Source organism: Sphingomonas degradans, assembly GCF_053502645.1.
Genome location: NZ_CP177172.1, coordinates 3,220,474 through 3,236,326 on the forward strand (window position 1 = coordinate 3,220,474; position 15,853 = coordinate 3,236,326).

The 15,853-nt window shown below is 67.4% G+C and carries 14 protein-coding genes; 6 read left to right on the forward strand and 8 right to left on the reverse strand.

Going from position 1 to position 15,853, the window contains the following annotated elements:
• Positions 1 to 53 precede the first annotated feature (53 nt).
• From ACG3SL_RS14820 to ACG3SL_RS14845, 6 genes are all read left to right on the forward strand, one after another.
• Positions 54 to 1,256, forward strand: coding sequence for an aromatic ring-hydroxylating oxygenase subunit alpha (locus tag ACG3SL_RS14820; protein WP_448661950.1), 1,203 nt, complete (start codon positions 54 to 56; stop codon positions 1,254 to 1,256).
• Positions 1,257 to 1,437: 181 nt separating this feature from the next.
• Entirely contained in the window at positions 1,438 to 1,923 is a 486-nt protein-coding gene (locus ACG3SL_RS14825) for a VOC family protein (protein WP_448661951.1), read from the forward strand.
• A 158-nt stretch (positions 1,924 to 2,081) separates the two neighbouring features.
• Entirely contained in the window at positions 2,082 to 2,861 is a 780-nt protein-coding gene (ygiD, locus tag ACG3SL_RS14830; RefSeq protein WP_448661952.1) for a 4,5-DOPA-extradiol-dioxygenase, read from the forward strand.
• 40 nt (positions 2,862 to 2,901) lie between these two features.
• A complete protein-coding gene (locus tag ACG3SL_RS14835; protein WP_448661953.1) occupies positions 2,902 to 3,993 on the forward strand; it encodes an acetamidase/formamidase family protein in 1,092 nt (363 codons plus the stop codon).
• Positions 3,994 to 4,054: 61 nt separating this feature from the next.
• On the forward strand, positions 4,055 to 4,867 hold the full coding sequence (locus ACG3SL_RS14840; protein ID WP_448661954.1) for a TauD/TfdA dioxygenase family protein: 813 nt from the start codon (positions 4,055 to 4,057) through the stop codon (positions 4,865 to 4,867).
• On the forward strand, positions 4,864 to 6,120 hold the full coding sequence (locus ACG3SL_RS14845; protein ID WP_448661955.1) for a serine hydrolase domain-containing protein: 1,257 nt from the start codon (positions 4,864 to 4,866) through the stop codon (positions 6,118 to 6,120). Before ACG3SL_RS14840 ends, ACG3SL_RS14845 begins: the two co-directional genes overlap by 4 nt.
• Here the strand turns inward: ACG3SL_RS14845 and ACG3SL_RS14850 are convergent.
• The 8 genes from ACG3SL_RS14850 to ACG3SL_RS14885 all read right to left on the reverse strand — a co-directional run bounded on the left by ACG3SL_RS14850 (position 6,110) and on the right by ACG3SL_RS14885 (position 15,796).
• The gene (locus ACG3SL_RS14850) at positions 6,110 to 8,428 is read right to left on the reverse strand and encodes an acetamidase/formamidase family protein (RefSeq protein ID WP_448661956.1); all 2,319 of its coding nucleotides are present in this window, start codon (positions 8,426 to 8,428) and stop codon (positions 6,110 to 6,112) included. The genes ACG3SL_RS14845 and ACG3SL_RS14850 overlap by 11 nt on opposite strands.
• Before the next feature lie 113 nt (positions 8,429 to 8,541).
• Positions 8,542 to 9,936 (reverse strand): peptidase M20, encoded by a 1,395-nt coding sequence (locus ACG3SL_RS14855; protein WP_448661957.1) that lies wholly within the window; start codon positions 9,934 to 9,936, stop codon positions 8,542 to 8,544.
• Positions 9,937 to 10,017: 81 nt separating this feature from the next.
• Positions 10,018 to 11,250: an MFS transporter gene (locus tag ACG3SL_RS14860; RefSeq protein WP_448661958.1), complete on the reverse strand. Its 1,233-nt coding sequence runs from the start codon at positions 11,248 to 11,250 to the stop codon at positions 10,018 to 10,020.
• A complete protein-coding gene (locus ACG3SL_RS14865) occupies positions 11,247 to 12,653 on the reverse strand; it encodes an amidohydrolase family protein (RefSeq protein ID WP_448661959.1) in 1,407 nt (468 codons plus the stop codon). The genes ACG3SL_RS14860 and ACG3SL_RS14865 overlap by 4 nt, the downstream gene beginning before the upstream one ends.
• A gap of 15 nt (positions 12,654 to 12,668) precedes the next feature.
• Entirely contained in the window at positions 12,669 to 13,646 is a 978-nt protein-coding gene (locus tag ACG3SL_RS14870) for an isopenicillin N synthase family dioxygenase (protein WP_448661960.1), read from the reverse strand.
• Positions 13,643 to 14,035 (reverse strand): VOC family protein, encoded by a 393-nt coding sequence (locus ACG3SL_RS14875; protein WP_448661961.1) that lies wholly within the window; start codon positions 14,033 to 14,035, stop codon positions 13,643 to 13,645. Before ACG3SL_RS14875 ends, ACG3SL_RS14870 begins: the two co-directional genes overlap by 4 nt.
• Complete coding sequence (locus ACG3SL_RS14880) at positions 14,023 to 14,676, reverse strand: cysteine hydrolase family protein (RefSeq protein WP_448661962.1); 654 nt, start codon at positions 14,674 to 14,676, stop codon at positions 14,023 to 14,025. The genes ACG3SL_RS14875 and ACG3SL_RS14880 overlap by 13 nt, the downstream gene beginning before the upstream one ends.
• On the reverse strand, positions 14,669 to 15,796 hold the full coding sequence (locus tag ACG3SL_RS14885; protein ID WP_448661963.1) for an LLM class flavin-dependent oxidoreductase: 1,128 nt from the start codon (positions 15,794 to 15,796) through the stop codon (positions 14,669 to 14,671). The genes ACG3SL_RS14880 and ACG3SL_RS14885 overlap by 8 nt, the downstream gene beginning before the upstream one ends.
• Positions 15,797 to 15,853 lie beyond the last annotated feature (57 nt).

The window sequence follows — 15,853 nt, forward strand, 5'->3', positions numbered from 1 at the left end:
CCGGACGATCGCCTGCCCAACGCGCCCAGCGGCGCAGGCCAAGAGGAAATGCGATGACGATCCTGACCGACCAGTTCTTCGACAGCTTCGCCAGCTCGGTGAAGCCGACCGAGGAGGCAGAGACGCTGCCCCCCGAATGCTACACCGACGAAGCTTTCTACCGCTTTGAAAAGGACGCGCTGTTCTATCGCGAATGGCTGTGCGTCGGGCGCGAGGAGTGGGTGGAGAAGCCCGGCGATTACTTCACCTGCACCCATGCCAACGAACCGCTGGTCATCGCGCGCGACCGCGCCGGGGCGATCCAGGCGATGTCGTCGGTGTGCCAGCACCGCGCGATGCTCGTGGCGGAGGGCAAGGGCAATACCCGCGCGTTCGTCTGCCCCTATCACCACTGGACCTATGACCTGAACGGCGCGCTGGTGAACGCGCCCGCGATGGGCAAGACCTGCAACTTCGATCGCAAGGCCAACGGCCTGCCCAAGCTCAAGGTCGAACTGTGGCACGGCTTCGTCTTCGTCAATTTCGATGCCGAGGCCGCGCCGCTGGCCCCGCGCCTCGCCGCGATCGAACCGGTCGTCGCCAATTACGAATTCGCCCGGCTGCGCGGCCCCGCGCCCGCGAAGCACGAATTCGCCTGGAACTGGAAGGTCCAGTTCGAGAACAACAATGACGGCTATCACGCCAATCGCCTGCATCACGGGCTGCACGATTATGTGCCCAGCTCGCTCGCCAGCTTCCCCGAAGTCCCGCGCGAGACGGCGGGCTATTACCGGCTCAACGGATCGCTGCATCCCAATGCCAGCTTCAACCCGACCGAAAAGGCGCTGTTCCCGGTCTTCCCGAAGCTGACCGACGAGGAGCAGAACCGGCTGTTGTTCGTGAACCTGCCGCCGTCGCTGTCGCTGGTCGTGCTCAACGACGTGGTGATCTACCTCATCATGGACGCGCGCTCGGCCGGCACGCACGGGCTCACCTTCGGCAGCCTGTATCTGCCCGAGGCGATGGAAGACCCGGCGTTCGAGGAAAAGCGCGCGATCAACGACGAATATACCGCGCACATCGTCGCGCAGGACATGCATGTCGACTTGCTCGTCCAGCAGGGCCTGGGCTCAAAGTTCGCGCCGCGCGGCCGCTATAGCTGGCAGGAGGATGCCCAGCGCCAGTTCAACCAGTGGCTGGTCGATCGCTACTGGAGCGAATGGGACCGCCGTCGCGGCCCCTCCGCCCCGGTGAGCCATATCAAGCGCGCGTCGTAGGATGGAATAGCCCCCTCCCCGTTCGTGCTGAGCTTGTCGAAGCACGGTGAGTCCCATTGCCCTTCGACAGGCTCAGGGCAAACGGGTGAGGTCCAATACGTACAGCTCCAAACCCCACTCCCACCCGGTCAGCCCATGCTGGCCGCCGGCGCCCTGCGCCCATTCGAAAAGGCCCCTGCCCATGACCAATACGCTGATCTTCGTTGACCTCGCCTCGGACGATCCCGCCGCCGCCGGGCGCTTCTATGCCGAGGTGTTCGGCTGGGAGAATGATGCGCGTCCGCAGGGCATCTATCACCGCATGGTCCCCGGCGGATTCTTCAAGCACAAGGACGGCAGCGACAGCCAGATCGGCAATCTGCATCTGGGCATCTTCGACGCCGCCAACGCGCGCCCGCATCCGAACCCCGCAGGGGTCGAGCCGCGCACGATCGCCGCGACGGGGCGCAAGCCGCGCATCTGGATCCTGATCGGCGACGACGACAGCGCCGATCGCATCCTTGCCGCCGCCGAGGAGCGCGGCGCGACGATCCTGTGGCGCGATCATTACTGGGCGGAGTTCAACGGATATAACCACGCCTTTGCCGATCCGTGGGGCAACGAGATCCTGCTATGGGGCAAGGCCGGCGAAAACCCCGCCATTCCCGACAATTACACGCGCGAATAGTCGGGCGTCCGGGGGCCGGGCCAACAATGTGTGCGCATCGGCACAAGACCCGCCCCCGCCCGCATCCCTAGCCTTTGCCCATCACGAACAAGGGGTCCGCCCCCAGAGATGACGAGAACCATGCGCCCCTCCACCCGCATCCGCACGAGTGCCCGATAATGGCCCGTATGCCCCTCGTCTTCTTCGGCCATGGCAGCCCGATGGTCGCGCTGGAGACCAGCGACACGACGCGCGCCTGGCGCGGCATTGCCGAGCGGATGCCCCGGCCAAAGGCGATCCTGTGCATCTCCGCGCACTGGCAGACGCGCGGCACCGCCGTCACCGCGATGCCCCAGCCGCGCACGATCCACGATTTCGGCGCCTTCCCGCCCGCCTTGTTCGCCAAGCAATATCCCGCGCCCGGCGATCCCGAGCTTGCGCACCGCGTCCGTGACCTGCTGGCGCCGATGCCGGTGGCGCTCGATACCGGCTGGGGGCTCGACCATGGCACCTGGACGGTGCTGGTCCATGCCTATCCCGACGCCGACATTCCCGTGGTCCAGCTCGGCATGGACCTGGGCAAGACCACGGCCCAGCACTGGGCGGTGGGCCAGGCGCTGCGTCCGTTGCGCGACGAAGGGGTGCTGATCATGGGCACCGGCAACATCGTCCACAATCTGCCGGCGATGGACTGGGGCAATCCCGATGCGCCGCCCTATCCCTGGGCCACACGCTTCAACGCCGCGATGCTGGAAGCGGTCGCCACCGACCAGCCCGAGCGCGTCGTGGACTATGCGGCGCTGGGCGAGGATGCGGCGCTGTCGGTGCCGTCGCCCGACCATTTCCTGCCGCTGCTCTACGTCCTCGGCGCGCGCCATCCCGGCGAAGCCGCGACGTTCGGCCCGGATTTCATCCACCACAAGTCGCTCGGCATGACGAGCATCGTGATCGGCGCATGAACACCGCGCCCGGTACGCTTTCACCACGGGGGAAATGTTGATGTCTTTGGTCCGCGAGAATAACGCCGTCCGCGAACAGGTTCGGCCCGGCGCGCTGCATTTCCTGCGCGCCACGCCGGAGACGGTGCATTGGGGCTATTTCTCGCCCGAAATCCCGCCCGCGCTGACGGTGAAGAGCGGCGACCTGATCCAGGCACAGGCCGTGACGCACCATGCCGGCGACGATCCCGTGCTGATGTTCGACGACGACATCCGCCGCATCTTCACCGAAATCGATCCCGAGACGCGCGCGCCCGGCTGCCACATCATGACCGGCCCGATCTATGTCGAGGGTGCCGAGCCCGGCGACATGCTGGAGGTCCGCTATTTCCAGATGACGCCGCGCTTCGCCTATGGATCGAACCTCCAGGCGAACTGGGGCCATCTGTACCAGGAATTCGGCGAGACCGAGCGCGTCACCATCTATCGCCTCGATCCCAACGCCAACACCGCCAGCGCGCTCTATGCCTATGACGTGCCCGACAAATACGTCACGCCGGGGCGGATCACCAATTGCCCGGTATGCGATCGCCAGCCCGCGCTGCCCGGCATCACCATCCCCGCGCGCCCGCATCTGGGCACGGCGGGCGTTGCGCCGGCGGTCAACGATCCGGTGAGCACCATCCCGCCGGGGCTGCACGGCGGCAATATCGACAATTGGCGGATCGGCGCGGGCGCGACGATGTTCTACCCCGTGCAGGTCAAGGGCGGGCTGTTTTCGATCGGCGACCCGCATGTCAGCCAGGGCGATGGCGAGATCAGCGGCACTGCGATCGAGGCGTCGCTCGACGTGCTGTTCCAGATCATCCTGCGCAAGGATTTCAAATTCCCCTCGCCGCTGCTCGAGACGCCCGATTGCTGGATCGTCCACGGCTTTGGCGGCGATCTGGACCAGGCGATGAAGAGCGCCTCGATGGACATGCTCCACCTGCTGCACGAGCATCAGGGCCTGTCCAAGGTCGATGCCTATTCGCTGATGAGCGTCGCCGCCGATTTCGGCGTGACGCAGGTGGTGGACGGCACCCAGGGCATTCATTGCCGGATCGATCGCCAGATCTTTGGCGGCAAGGGTATCGTCAAGGACGTGGGATGACAGGCGCGCGCGGGGCCTGCATCGTGCGTCCCCGCGCGCCTTTTGAAGTGGAGGAAAGACCGTGACCTATCAGGTGCTGGACGTCCGGCCGATGACGCGGCGCATCGGCGCCGAAGTGTTCGGCGTCGATCTCAACCAGCCGCTCGGCAACCAGGAAGTTAGCGAACTGCACGACGCGCTGATGGCGCATCAGGTGATCTTCTTCCGCGACCAGCCGCTGACGCATGAAAGCCACAAGCGGCTGGGCCGCTATTTCGGCGACCTGGCGTATCACAGCGGCGTGGCGGGGCTGCCCGACCACCCTGAGATCGTCGCGATCCATGCCGATGCCAACAGCAAGTTCATCGCCGGCGAGAACTGGCATTCTGACCTGAGCGAAGATGCCGAGCCGCCCATGGGCAGCATCCTGCACATGCACACGCTGCCTGCCGATGGCGGCGATACGCTGTGGTCGAGCATGTACGCCGCCTACGACGCGCTGTCCCCGGCGATGAAGGCGTTCCTCGATCCGCTGACGGCGGTGCACGACAGCAACCATATCTACCGCGAACTCTTTCCCGACGTGGACAAGAAATACCCGCGCAACACCCATCCGGTGGTCCGCACCCATCCTGTGACCAAACGCAAATGCCTGTTCGTCAGCCAGTCGAAGACGATCCGCATCAACGAACTGTCCAAGGACGAGAGCAATGCGGTGCTCGGCTATCTGTTCGAGCATGTGAAGGACCCGAATTTCCAGGTCCGCTTCCGCTGGCAAAAGGATTCGGTGGCGTTCTGGGACAATCGCTGCACCCAGCATTTCGCGACCTGGGACTATTTCCCCGACACGCGCTCGGGCTTCCGCGTCACCATCGCGGGCGACAAGCCGTTTTGAACCGCAGGGCGGTGCTGGCGGGGCTGGCGGCGTGCGCGCTGCCCCGAACCGCGCTGGCCCGCAGCAGCACGGCGCCGGCGATCTCGGGACTCCGCGACGGACTGGCGGCGATGCTCGCGGCGGGGACGATCCCCAATGCGCAGGTCGCGATCCACCGGCACGGCGCGCCGCTGGCGACCTTTGGCATGGGGATGCTCGACCGCGAGCGCGGGCAGGCGCTGCCCGACGACGCGCTGTTCCGCCTGTTTTCGATGTCGAAGCCGATCACCAGCGTCGCCGCGATGCTGCTGGTGGAGGACGGCGTGCTGGCGCTCGACATGCCCGCCGCGCGCTTCCTGCCCGAACTGGCCGGGCTGCGGGTCCATGCCGGCGGCGCGGACGACCGCACCGTCACTGCCGAGCGCCCGGTAACGATCGCCCACCTGCTCACCCACAGCGCCGGCTTCACTTATCCGTTCATGGGCGACGGCCCCGTGCAGCGCTATTACCGCGCGCACGGCGTCCAGCGCACCACGGCAGTCGGGCGCAAGGCCGGCGACGCGCCCCCGGCGGAGACGCTCGACGCGCTGGTCGCCCGGCTGGGCGAGGCACCGCTGCTGCACCAGCCGGGCGCCCGCTTCTCCTATGGCTATTCGACGACGGTGCTGGGCGCGGTGATCGAGCGCGTGGCCGCGATGCCGCTGGAGGATTTCCTGGCAAGGCGCGTGTTCCAGCCGCTCGACATGCGCGACACCGCGTTCGTTGTCGATTCCGCGCGGCTCGACCGCTTCGGCACGCTCTACACCGCGACGCAGGCGGGGATCGCGCCCGTGGAGACAGCGGCGGCGTCCGAGTATCGCGATACCACGCGGCTGCGCGACGGCGGCGGCGCGCTGGTGGCTACCCTGCGGGACTATGCCCATTTCGCCGCGATGCTGGCGAACGGCGGGCAGTGGCGCGGCCGCCGCATCCTGCGCCCCGAAACGGTGCAGGCGATGCTCACCACGCGGTTGCGAACCGGCGGGACGGGCGTGGAAGATACCGGCTTCGGCTATGGCTTCGCGATCGGCGATGCGCACAGCGAGAGCATAGGCGGCCCGCCCGCCGGCACCGCGAGCTGGGCGGGCTCGGGCAACAGCTATTTCGTCGTCGATCCGGCCAGCGGGACCAGCATCGTGCTGATGACCAGCGTGCTCACGCCCCCACCGTTCGACGCGCGCAAGGAAGCGCTGCGCATGCTCGCCAACCGCGCGCTGCTTGCGCTCAGCCGGTGAACAACGCCTTGCGGATTACCGCGTGCACGCCCCAATTGCCGTTCACGACCTGAGACACGCCGAAATCGACACCGACCGACAATAGCGAGATCGCCTCGTCCTCGGTCAGCCCCTTGGTCGTCATCAGGAAACGCCGCGCCTTGCGGAATGCGTCGCGCATCGCCGCATCGATCGAGGATTTCTTGTACACCTCGCTCTGCGCGTCCTCGCCCAGTTCCTTCAGGTAATCGGGGTGGCTGAAGCCGACGATCACCCATTCCTGCTCAGTCTCGATCAGCGGATAGTCCAGGTCGCGCAACTGATCGCGCAGCTCGCCCGCCGGGTGGCGGATCACCTGGATCAGCGCAGTCATCGAACATTCGATCGCCGTGCCGCACAGCTCCGAATCCCCCTGCGACGCATGCGGATCGCCCAGCGACAGCAGCGCCCCCGGCACCTGCACCGGCAGGAACACGCGCGCGCCCGGCCCGGTGCGCCAATTGTCCAGATTGCCGCCAAAGCTGTTCGGCGGCACCGAATCGACCAGCCCCGAATAGGCCGGCGCCACCGCGATGAAGCCGAAATGCGGGCGGATCGGGATTTCGACGTTGCGCAGCACATCGTAATTGCGTTCGATCGTCGCGGGATCGACCGGCACGCCCGGATAGTCATAGCGCGGGTGCAGGTGGCCCGAGGGATCGGTCTGCGGCGTCCAGCGATAGCTGTACACCGCATGCGCGCTCGCCGGGCGGCCGCTTTCGGCCTCGACTTCGTAGATGGTGATGACTTCGCGCTGCTTGGGCTCGGTCAGCAGGTCCTGATAGTGGAAGCCCCAATAAGTCGCGGCATTGCTGCCGAAGGCCTTGCCGGCGAAGCGCGGGTTGCCGCTGGGACGGGGTTTCAGGTCGAGGATGCGGACTTCGATCAAGTCGCCCGGCATCGCGTCCTGCACCGCAATCGGGCCGGTGCAGATGTGCACGCCGAACCCCTCGCCGGGGCCGCGCCCCAGCGCGCTGGCGTCCATCGGCCCTGCCCCGCGCCGGTCGACTGCCTTGCACTGATGGTCCCACTGATAGACGCTTTCCGCCCCCGGATCGCCCTGCACCATGCGTTCGGGATCGTCATTGGCGTGGTGGGTCAGCGTCTCGATCGTCACGAAATCGCCCGAGCGGACGTGCAGCACGGGCTTGAGCGCGCGGCTCAGAAAGCCCCAGTGGATCGTCCTGGGACTGACCGGCAAGTGATGGTGGCGCACCGTGTCGCCGCGCGGCACGTCGGCGAGCGTCGTCGGCGGCGGCGCGACGTCGTCTTCGGACAAGTCCTCGACATCGACTTCGGCGGCCAGCCGCTCGCGCCGCGCCGGGCGCCCACGATGCAGCTTGGCAAAGGCTTCCTCGTCCGCCACCGGCGCCTTGCGATATTCGCGCGGCGAGATGCCATATTGCTCGCGGAACGCCCGGCTGAACGACGCGGAATCGTTGAAGCCCCACTGAAACAGGATGTCGGAGATCGATTTCTGGACGTGCAGCGGGCTGCGCAGGTCGAGGCGACAGCGCTCCAGCCGGCGCACCTTCACATAATGGCCGAAGCTGTCGTCGATCGATTCGAACAGCTTTTGCAGATAGCGCGGCGAGATGCCGTGTTCGGCGGCAACCTGCTGGTAATTGAGGTCGGGATCGCCCAGCCGAATCTCGATCGTCTGGAAAATCCGCTCGAGCAGCGCGGCGCGCATCCCCGCCGCCCCGCCCAGCGCCTTGGGCGGGGCATTGTCGAGCAGGCTGGCGAGCAGGAATTCGGGCAGCGCCATTTCGACCGGGCGCGCCTGATCGGTGGTGATCTCGCCAATGCCATCGGCCAGCGCGCGCAGCATCCCCGAAAAGACGCGCGCGGCCCCCGCATCGGTGCCGATCCGGCGCGGCACTTCGGGCAAGGGCGCCTTCAGCCGCGAAGTGAGCAACGATTGCGGCACCCGGACGATCAGCGTGCGGTTGTCGCTGCTGAACACATGGCGCCCCACCGACTCGCCCCGCCCGCACACAATGTCGCCGTCGCTGAGCAGGAGTTGCTCGGGACCGCTCGCCAGATGCGCCGTGCCGTCGAGCAGCAACGAGAGCCAGAAGCTGCCCTGCTGGTCGCTGAAGTCAATCGTCCAGGCCTGTGCCGTACCGGTCAGGCGGAAGAAATCGATGCCCAGGCTGCCGCGGAAATGGATGATTTCGCCGTACAATCCCTCGTCGGCGGCATCGAGCTGGAGCGAGACCCGCTGCAAGGCAAATCGCCATGCCTCGTGCCGTTGCTCCTTGGGGTACGCATTCGTCGTAAAACGCACGTCAGCAACCAGTGCCTGGAGGGATCATTCGGCTCCTCTCGGCCGGCAGCTGCCGACCTTTGCCGAAGCCTATGTTGCAGTGCAGTATCACGTCAATCCCGTTACGGTGCCGGTCAGAACGGCGACGTGCCGGCACCGTACACCGATGTGGGGCCGGCGGGGCCCGCGCTGTCCGGCCCTCGCCCGCATACCGCGAGCATCGTCAGCGCATAGACGAGCGCGCTCGACGCCATGTCTTCGGGCCGGGGGCGCCAGCGCGGCATGCCGGTGGTGAGCGCTGGCACGCGGTGCATGTTGAACACATTGTGGTCGCGCCACATGCTCGAATAGACCGGATGCGCGCGCTCCAGCGGCGCGGCGCGCGCCAGGCGGGTGGCGGCGTCCACTGCACCCGCCAGCGGCGCGACGGCGGCGTCGGGCGCCTCGAACCCGTGCCGCACCACCATCGGCTCGACATCGAATCCGGCGACATCCACCCCGCGCATCGCCGCGACGATGCCGTGCATCGCATCCGCCGCTTTCTGCCTGGGATTGAGCGTCACATCCAGGTACAGCGCACACACTTCGGTGCCCGCCCCGAAATCGAACGGCATGCCGCCGCGCACGGATGAGAACTGCACCTTGGGCACCACGCGCCCGCCGGGCAGGTCGATCACCGACTCGCGTTCCCATTGCTGGCTCCAGCGGTGCAGCGCGTCGATCACCGGACCCAGCCGGTAGATGGGGTTGGGATGCTGCGCCGGGTCGGCGGGCGCGTCGAGGATCGGCGTGAACACGCCGCTGCCAAAGATGCGGATGCGGAACAGCGCATAGCCGCACCCGACCCAGGTCGCGCCGAAATCGCAGCCTTCCGCAGCAATCGCGTAGTCGGGCGCGACGCCGCCATGGTGGAACAGGTAATGGGCGCCGATGTCCTTGCCCATATAATCGATACCGGCGAATTCCTCGATCGGCTCGGGCCCGATCTCGCCGGGACAAGCAGTGAGCCAGGTCTTGCCCGCCAGCGTGATCCCCGCCTTGCGCAGCGCCTTCGCCGCGATCAGGAAGCACGCCATCGGGCCGCGATCGTTCGAGATCGGATAGCCGCGCAGCGCGCCGTCCTCGATCCAGCATTGCTGCCATTCGGGATCGGCCAGCGTTGATTCGCGGTATCGGAACTTGTCCTGTTCGGCGATCCCGCTGGGGCTTTCGGTGTCGAGATGCGCGGTGAAGAGCAGGTTCGCGCCGGTGCCGGTGCCGCCGGTCTCGCCGATCACATTCGGGCGATCGGGGGTGGCCCCCACCTTGCGTGGGCAGAACCCCTCGCGCTGCATCCATTGATAGACGAATTCCGCCGCCGCCGCCTCGCTGCGCGACGGGGCCGGGATGTTGCCCAGCGTCAGCGCCAGCTCGACCAGCTCGTCGGTGTCGATAGCGGCGGCAATCGCGTCGCGTTCGGCCTGAGTCACGGCATAGGGCGCGCGCTTCGGGTCCGCAAAGGCGCCGGCGGGTTCCGGTCCGTCAGCCATGGGCGCGCAAGGGTGCTGTGTTCATGCCCCTTCGTCCCGCGTCCTGCCGCGCCTGTCTTGATCCTGCGCGCCCTATCTGTGTCAGGCGAGCGCGAGCGGGGACGGCGACGCAACCGCGTCCGCCTGATAGCGCGGCAACAGCAGCATCAGCGCCGCCCCCGCCGACAGGCACAGCCCGCACACCAGCACGCCCATCCGGTAATTGCCCTGCGCATCATAGGCCGCATCGAGCAGCACCGGCGTGATCCCTTGCGCCGCGATCACCGCCGAATACATCACCCCGATGATCGTCCCGAACGATCGCAACCCGAAATAGCGGGCGATCAGATAGGGGAGCGTGCCATATTGCGCGCCCAGCCCCACGCCCAGCAGCGCGCCGCCCAGCATCAGCACCGGGGTGCCCATGCCCAGTTCCAGCAGCGCCAGCCCGACCACGGCCATCGCATACATCGGGATCACCACCTTGGGGCTGGTGCTGCGATCGAGCATGCGCCCGGTGACGATCTGCCAGGTCGATCCGACCAGCGCGAACATGCTCACCGCCGCTGTCCCCGCCGCGATGCTGAAGCCGCGATCGACCACGATCGGCACGACATGGCTGAAGATCGCCGTCGTCGCCCCCGCGCCCACCGCGATCGAGACGAGCAGCAGCCAGAAACGCGGCGTCCGCGCCGCCTCGGCCAGCGAGGCGCCCTCCGCCGGGGCCGTCGCTTCCACACCGGCAACCGCCCCGCGCGGCGCATCGCGCAGCATCAGGAACAGCGCGGGAAAGCCGATAACCAGCACAATCGCACCGATCGCGAGATACCCTGCGCGCCAGCCATAGGCACCGACGACCATCGCCGCGATCACCGGAATCGCGATCGAGCCCACCCCGCTGCCCATCCCCGCGCTGATCCCCAGCGCCAGCCCGCGCCCCTTGTCGAACCACTCCGCGATCACCTTGGAAAACAGCGGCGTTCCCGCCACGCTGCCCGCCAGGCTGACGACGAAGAAGGTCAGGTAGAATTGCCCGATATGCCGCGTCGTCAGCGCCAGCGCAGCGATCGCCACGCCGAACACCAGGTTTGCGGCGATCAGCATCCGCCGCGCCCCATGCCGGTCGGCAAAGCGCCCCGCGAGCGGATAGACCACCGCCCCCACCACCGCCATCATCCCCAGCACGACCGAAATCTGCGCGCGCGGCCATTGGAAGGTTTCGGACAGGGGCAACAGGAACAGCCCGAACACCGAATGCACGGCGGGCGTCATGCTCACGATCGTGCCCAGCGTGCACGCGGCCAGCACCCGGTAGCGGGCGGCGTCCGCGCTCACAGCACGGGCCATGCGCTGGGAACGCTCATGCCCGCGCGCGCCAGCAATGCCGGCCCCGCCGCCTCGATTTCGGCATACAGCTTTTCCTCGTCGATCAAGGTCGATCGATAATTGTCCACCACCCGGCGTCCCTCCACCCAAACGCTGTGCACGCCGCGCCCGTCGGCGGAATAGACCAACTGGTTCACGACATTCAGCAGCGGACGCCATTCGGGCCGGTCGCGGTCGTGCAGGGCGAAATCGGCCTTCTTGCCGGGCTCAAGCGATCCGATGCTGTCCGCCATCCGTGCCCCCCGCGCGCCGTTGATCGTGCCCATTTCCAGCACGCGATACGCGGAGAACAGCGATCCATCGCGCCGCGAATCCTTGAACAGCCCGGCGGTCACGAACATCGCCCGCATCAGGTCGGCCGCGTTGCCGTTGTTGTTGCCGTCGGTGCCGAGCTGGAGGTTGACGCCAAGCGCCGCCATCTCGGGGAACTTGCCCACTGCGCTCGCGCCATAGGCACCCTTCATCGCCGTCATCGGGCAATGCGTGACGTTGGTGCCGCTTGCCGCGAGCAGCGCCACTTCCTCGTCGTCCAGATGGATCGCATGCGTCAGCGACAGATGCGGCCCCAGCGCGCCGATCCGCGCCAGATGCGTGATTGCGCGGCATCCGGCGGTTTCCAGATAGAAATCGGGGTCCGCCGGGTCCGCACTCATATGCGCAGTGATGCCCGCGCCCGTCTCCGCTGCCAGCGCCGTCGCTTCGCGCCACAGATCGTCGGTCGCGGTGTTGTGCCCGACCAGGCACGGCCACGCCGCGAGCAGCGGGTCGCCCGCCACCGGATAGCGCGCCGCCTGCGCCTCCATCGCCGCGACCGCACGCGTGGTCAGCGCCGTCTGGTCGTCATCGGGGGCAAAGGCGCGGTCCTGCACCCATTGGCCCAGCCGCCCGCGGATGCCCGTGGCGGCCAGCGCCTCCATCACCGCGTCCAGGTTCAGGATCGTTCCCGCCTCGACGAAACAGGTCGTGCCGGTGCGCAGCATCTCCAGCGCGGCGAGCGTGGCCGAGAGCTGCTCGTCGGCGGCGCTCTGCGCCATATAGGTGGGGATCAGCCAGTCGAACACATTGGTCCGCCAATCGGCATCGTCGGGCACGCTGCCCCGCGTGATCGGCTCACCCGTGATGTGGATATGGCAATTGACCAGCCCCGGCGTCACGACGAAGCGATCGCGCCCGTCGATCGTCTCGCGTGGCGCGACCTGGCGCTCGACCTTTGCCGAGGGGCCGACCGCGACGATGCGGTCTCCGCTGACCGCAATCGCGCCATCGCGATACACGCGCCGCTCCGCATCCATCGTCACGACCCACGCATTGCGGATCAGCAGGTCGACGGGCGTGGGAAGTGTCTGATCCATAAGCCCGTTTCCTGTTCAAGCCGCCGCGTAGGACGCGCGTGCCATCTGTTCGATATGGTCGCTAACGGTGAGCCCCGCGAGCGCCTCGAACGCCGGGTTCGGCGGGCAGCTTGGGGCACGATCCATGCGATACAGCGGTTCGAGTTCGAAGAAGGTGGCGACCGAATAGCGCGGCGCGGCGCGGGCGCCGTTGCGCACGCGGTGCAGGTTGGCGCGATACACGCCGGCTGTGAACCGCTCCATCATCTGGCCGATATTGATGACGAAGGTGCCGGGGATCGGCGTCGCCAGGATCCACTCGCCATCGGCGTTGCACACCTCCAGCCCCGGCTGCCCGTCCTGCAACAGGATCGTGATCGAACCCCAGTCGGTGTGCGCCCCCGCCCCCAGCAGATTGCCCGCCGCCCCCTCGGGTTGCGGCGGATAGCGCAGCAGGCGGACCCCGCATTGCGGCGCGCCCAGCCCCGCGTCGAAATAACCGAAAGGCAGCTCCACCGATTGCGCGAGCAGGCCCATCAGGTGCCGCCCCAGCGCGATCATCGCGGCCTGATAGGCCAGCATCTGCGCGCGAAACCCCGGCAGGTCCGCCGGCCACTGGTTCGGTCCCTGTCCGGGCACGCCGGCCAGCACCAGCGGATCGTCGGGCGGCAGGTCGACCGCGATCGCGAAACTCTCCTTGTGATCCGGCGCCGAACCCGAATCGAGCACCTGCGCACCGACGCCCTCATAGCCGCGCCAGCAGGGCGAAAGGCTGCGGTCGACGGCGCGCTTGGCCGTATCGTCCAGCGCAAAGAAGCGGCGCGCCGCCTCGATCTGGCCCTCGACCAGCGCCGGATCGACGCCATGCCCCGCGACGTAGAAGAACCCCGTCTCGCGGCACGCACGGTGGATCGCCTGTGCCACCGCCGCCCTGCCCGGCCCCTCGGCAAAGCTGGGCGCCAGGTCGATCACGGGTATCCGCGTCGCGGCCTTTGGCGGGGTATAGGGGATCATGCCGCCGCCACCGCGTTGAGGCGAAACGCATTGCCCTCCGGATCGCGCAGCACCGCCATGCGCGCGCCGAAATGCGTCGCATAGGCCGGCTTCGCCACGACCGCCCCGGCATTGGTCGCACGCGCGACCGCAGCGTCGAGCAGGTCCGCTGCCAGGTCGAAGGTCAGCACCGAACGCAAGCCGGTGGGGTCACGCGCATCGTCCAGCGCGAGCAAATCATAGGCGCCCTGGAACGCGAACCCCAGCCGCACGCCGCCGCCCGCCAGTTCGCGATAGCGCGGCGAATCATCCACCGCCGCCTCCAGCCCCAGCGCGGCCTGGTAAAAGCCCGCCAGCGCATCGACGTCGCGCGCGAACAGCGTAACCGCGCCCAGCCTCACGCCGCCCATGCCGCGACCACGGCGTCGCTGGTCGTCAGCAGCGCGCAGTTCTTTTGCAGCACGTTGAGCGTGCCGCTGTGCAGGTCGGGCTCGTACGCCGCGCAGGCGTCCGATGCGACGAACACGCTATAGCCATGGTGGAACGCCGACCGCGCGGTCTGATCGACGCAGCAATCGGTGCTGAGCCCGGTCATCACCACGGTCTCGATCCCGCGCGCCTTCAACTGCGCGTCGAGGTCGGTGCCGTGGAAGCTGTCGAACAGCAGCTTCTGGATCTCGATATCGCCGGGCTGCGGCGCGACGCGGTAATAATCGGCGCCGCCATCGTCCACGCGGCAGATGCCCTGCCCGCCCGGCATCCCCTTGCGCGCATACAGCGTCTTGAGCGCGTCCGAGTCCGTCTCGGGCCGCGTCACCACGCGCATGAACGCCACCGTAGCGCCGGCCGCGCGCGCGGCGGCAATCAGCGCCTCGATCCGGTCGATCGCCGCCTCGGCCGGCGCCATGTTGGCGCCGTATCGGGCGATAAGGCCATGGGGCGCTGCAAAATCGGTCTGGATGTCCACCACCACCAGCGCGGTGCGCGCCGGGGGCAGCATCTCTTTCACCGCCGCCGCATCGACATGCGGCAGCCCCCTCGCCTCAACCATGCACCGGCACCTTGACCTTGCCGGGGAACCGCTCGCGCAGTGCCGGCAGGACGTGCGTGCCGAAGGTCGGGATGCCGGTCAGGTAATCGGGGAAGATCAGCATCAGCCCGTCGGTGTCGGATACTTCGAAAATCTCGCTCAGCCGCTCGATCACTGTCTCCGGCGTGCCCAGCACATGCGGCGTCATGAAGGTCGAGCGGCTCTTGGCGACAAAGGCGTTTTCCTTGCCGATCTCGGCATCCAGGAAGCCATAGGCACGCATCATCCCCCACAGCGCGCCTTCGTCCAGCCCCGCGCGATAGTCTGCGGCGGTCTTTTCGGCATCGGCGTCGCTGTCGGCGAACACCACCGTCATCATCGAATAGGTGCGGACATAGCGGCCCAGTTCGGCGGCATCTGCCTTGGCCTGCCGGCTCGCCACCGCCAGCTCCTGCGCCGTGCCGCCGGTGAGGAAGATCGCATCCATCTCCTCGGACGTGAAGCGCATCCCCTTTTTCGACGATCCGGCACACACCAGGAAGGGGCGCGTCGCCGGCTTGGGCCAGGACTGGCAGTCCTCGAGCTGGAAATACTTGCCGTCCATGGTCACCGAATCCTCGGTCCACAGCCGCTTGATCGCGGTGATCCATTCCTTGGCCAGATCGTATCGCCCGTCATGGTCGACGCCTTCGGGCCAGGCACCCATCTGCGAGAACTCGCCCTTGTACGCGCCGGTCACGACGTTCAGGCCCGAACGCCCGCCGGTCACCTGATCCAGCGTGGCGATCATCTTGGCGGCGACGGCGGGGTTCTGGAGGATCGTGTGGATCGTCGTCCATACCTTCACCTTGGACGTGACCTCGCCGAGCGCCGCCATCATCACCACGGGATCGAGCGTGCTGTTCCAGTGCCCGGTCTCACCGCCATAGCCGCGGAACTTGGACATCGACATGATGAAGTCGAGCCCTGCCGCCTCGGCCGCCAGCGCAACCTTGCGGTTATAGGCGTAGGAGCCGTCGAGCGGCGGCGCGTTCTTCGACAGGATCCACCCGCCGTTCGCCATGGGCATGAACACGCCCAGATCCTTGCCGCCCGTGTCCGATGGAAGATCGAACTGCGTCGGCACAAACTCGCTCGTCATACTCGCCACCCCTTGCTTGTGGACCGCAGCTTAGAGGTGCGGCCGCGCGGTTCTTGA

Bases quoted from the DNA above. Each gene is read 5' to 3' on its own strand.
- ACG3SL_RS14865 (WP_448661959.1), bottom strand. From the start codon at position 12,653: ATGGATCAGACACTTCCCACGCCCGTCGACCTGCTGATCCGCAATGCG.
- ACG3SL_RS14855 (WP_448661957.1), bottom strand. From the start codon at position 9,936: ATGGCTGACGGACCGGAACCCGCCGGCGCCTTTGCGGACCCGAAGCGC.
- ACG3SL_RS14885 (WP_448661963.1), bottom strand. From the start codon at position 15,796: ATGACGAGCGAGTTTGTGCCGACGCAGTTCGATCTTCCATCGGACACG.
- ACG3SL_RS14825 (WP_448661951.1), top strand. From the start codon at position 1,438: ATGACCAATACGCTGATCTTCGTTGACCTCGCCTCGGACGATCCCGCC.
- ACG3SL_RS14820 (WP_448661950.1), top strand. From the start codon at position 54: ATGACGATCCTGACCGACCAGTTCTTCGACAGCTTCGCCAGCTCGGTG.
- ACG3SL_RS14880 (WP_448661962.1), bottom strand. From the start codon at position 14,676: ATGGTTGAGGCGAGGGGGCTGCCGCATGTCGATGCGGCGGCGGTGAAA.
- ACG3SL_RS14870 (WP_448661960.1), bottom strand. From the start codon at position 13,646: ATGATCCCCTATACCCCGCCAAAGGCCGCGACGCGGATACCCGTGATC.
- ygiD (WP_448661952.1), top strand. From the start codon at position 2,082: ATGGCCCGTATGCCCCTCGTCTTCTTCGGCCATGGCAGCCCGATGGTC.
- ACG3SL_RS14875 (WP_448661961.1), bottom strand. From the start codon at position 14,035: ATGGGCGGCGTGAGGCTGGGCGCGGTTACGCTGTTCGCGCGCGACGTC.
- ACG3SL_RS14835 (WP_448661953.1), top strand. From the start codon at position 2,902: ATGTCTTTGGTCCGCGAGAATAACGCCGTCCGCGAACAGGTTCGGCCC.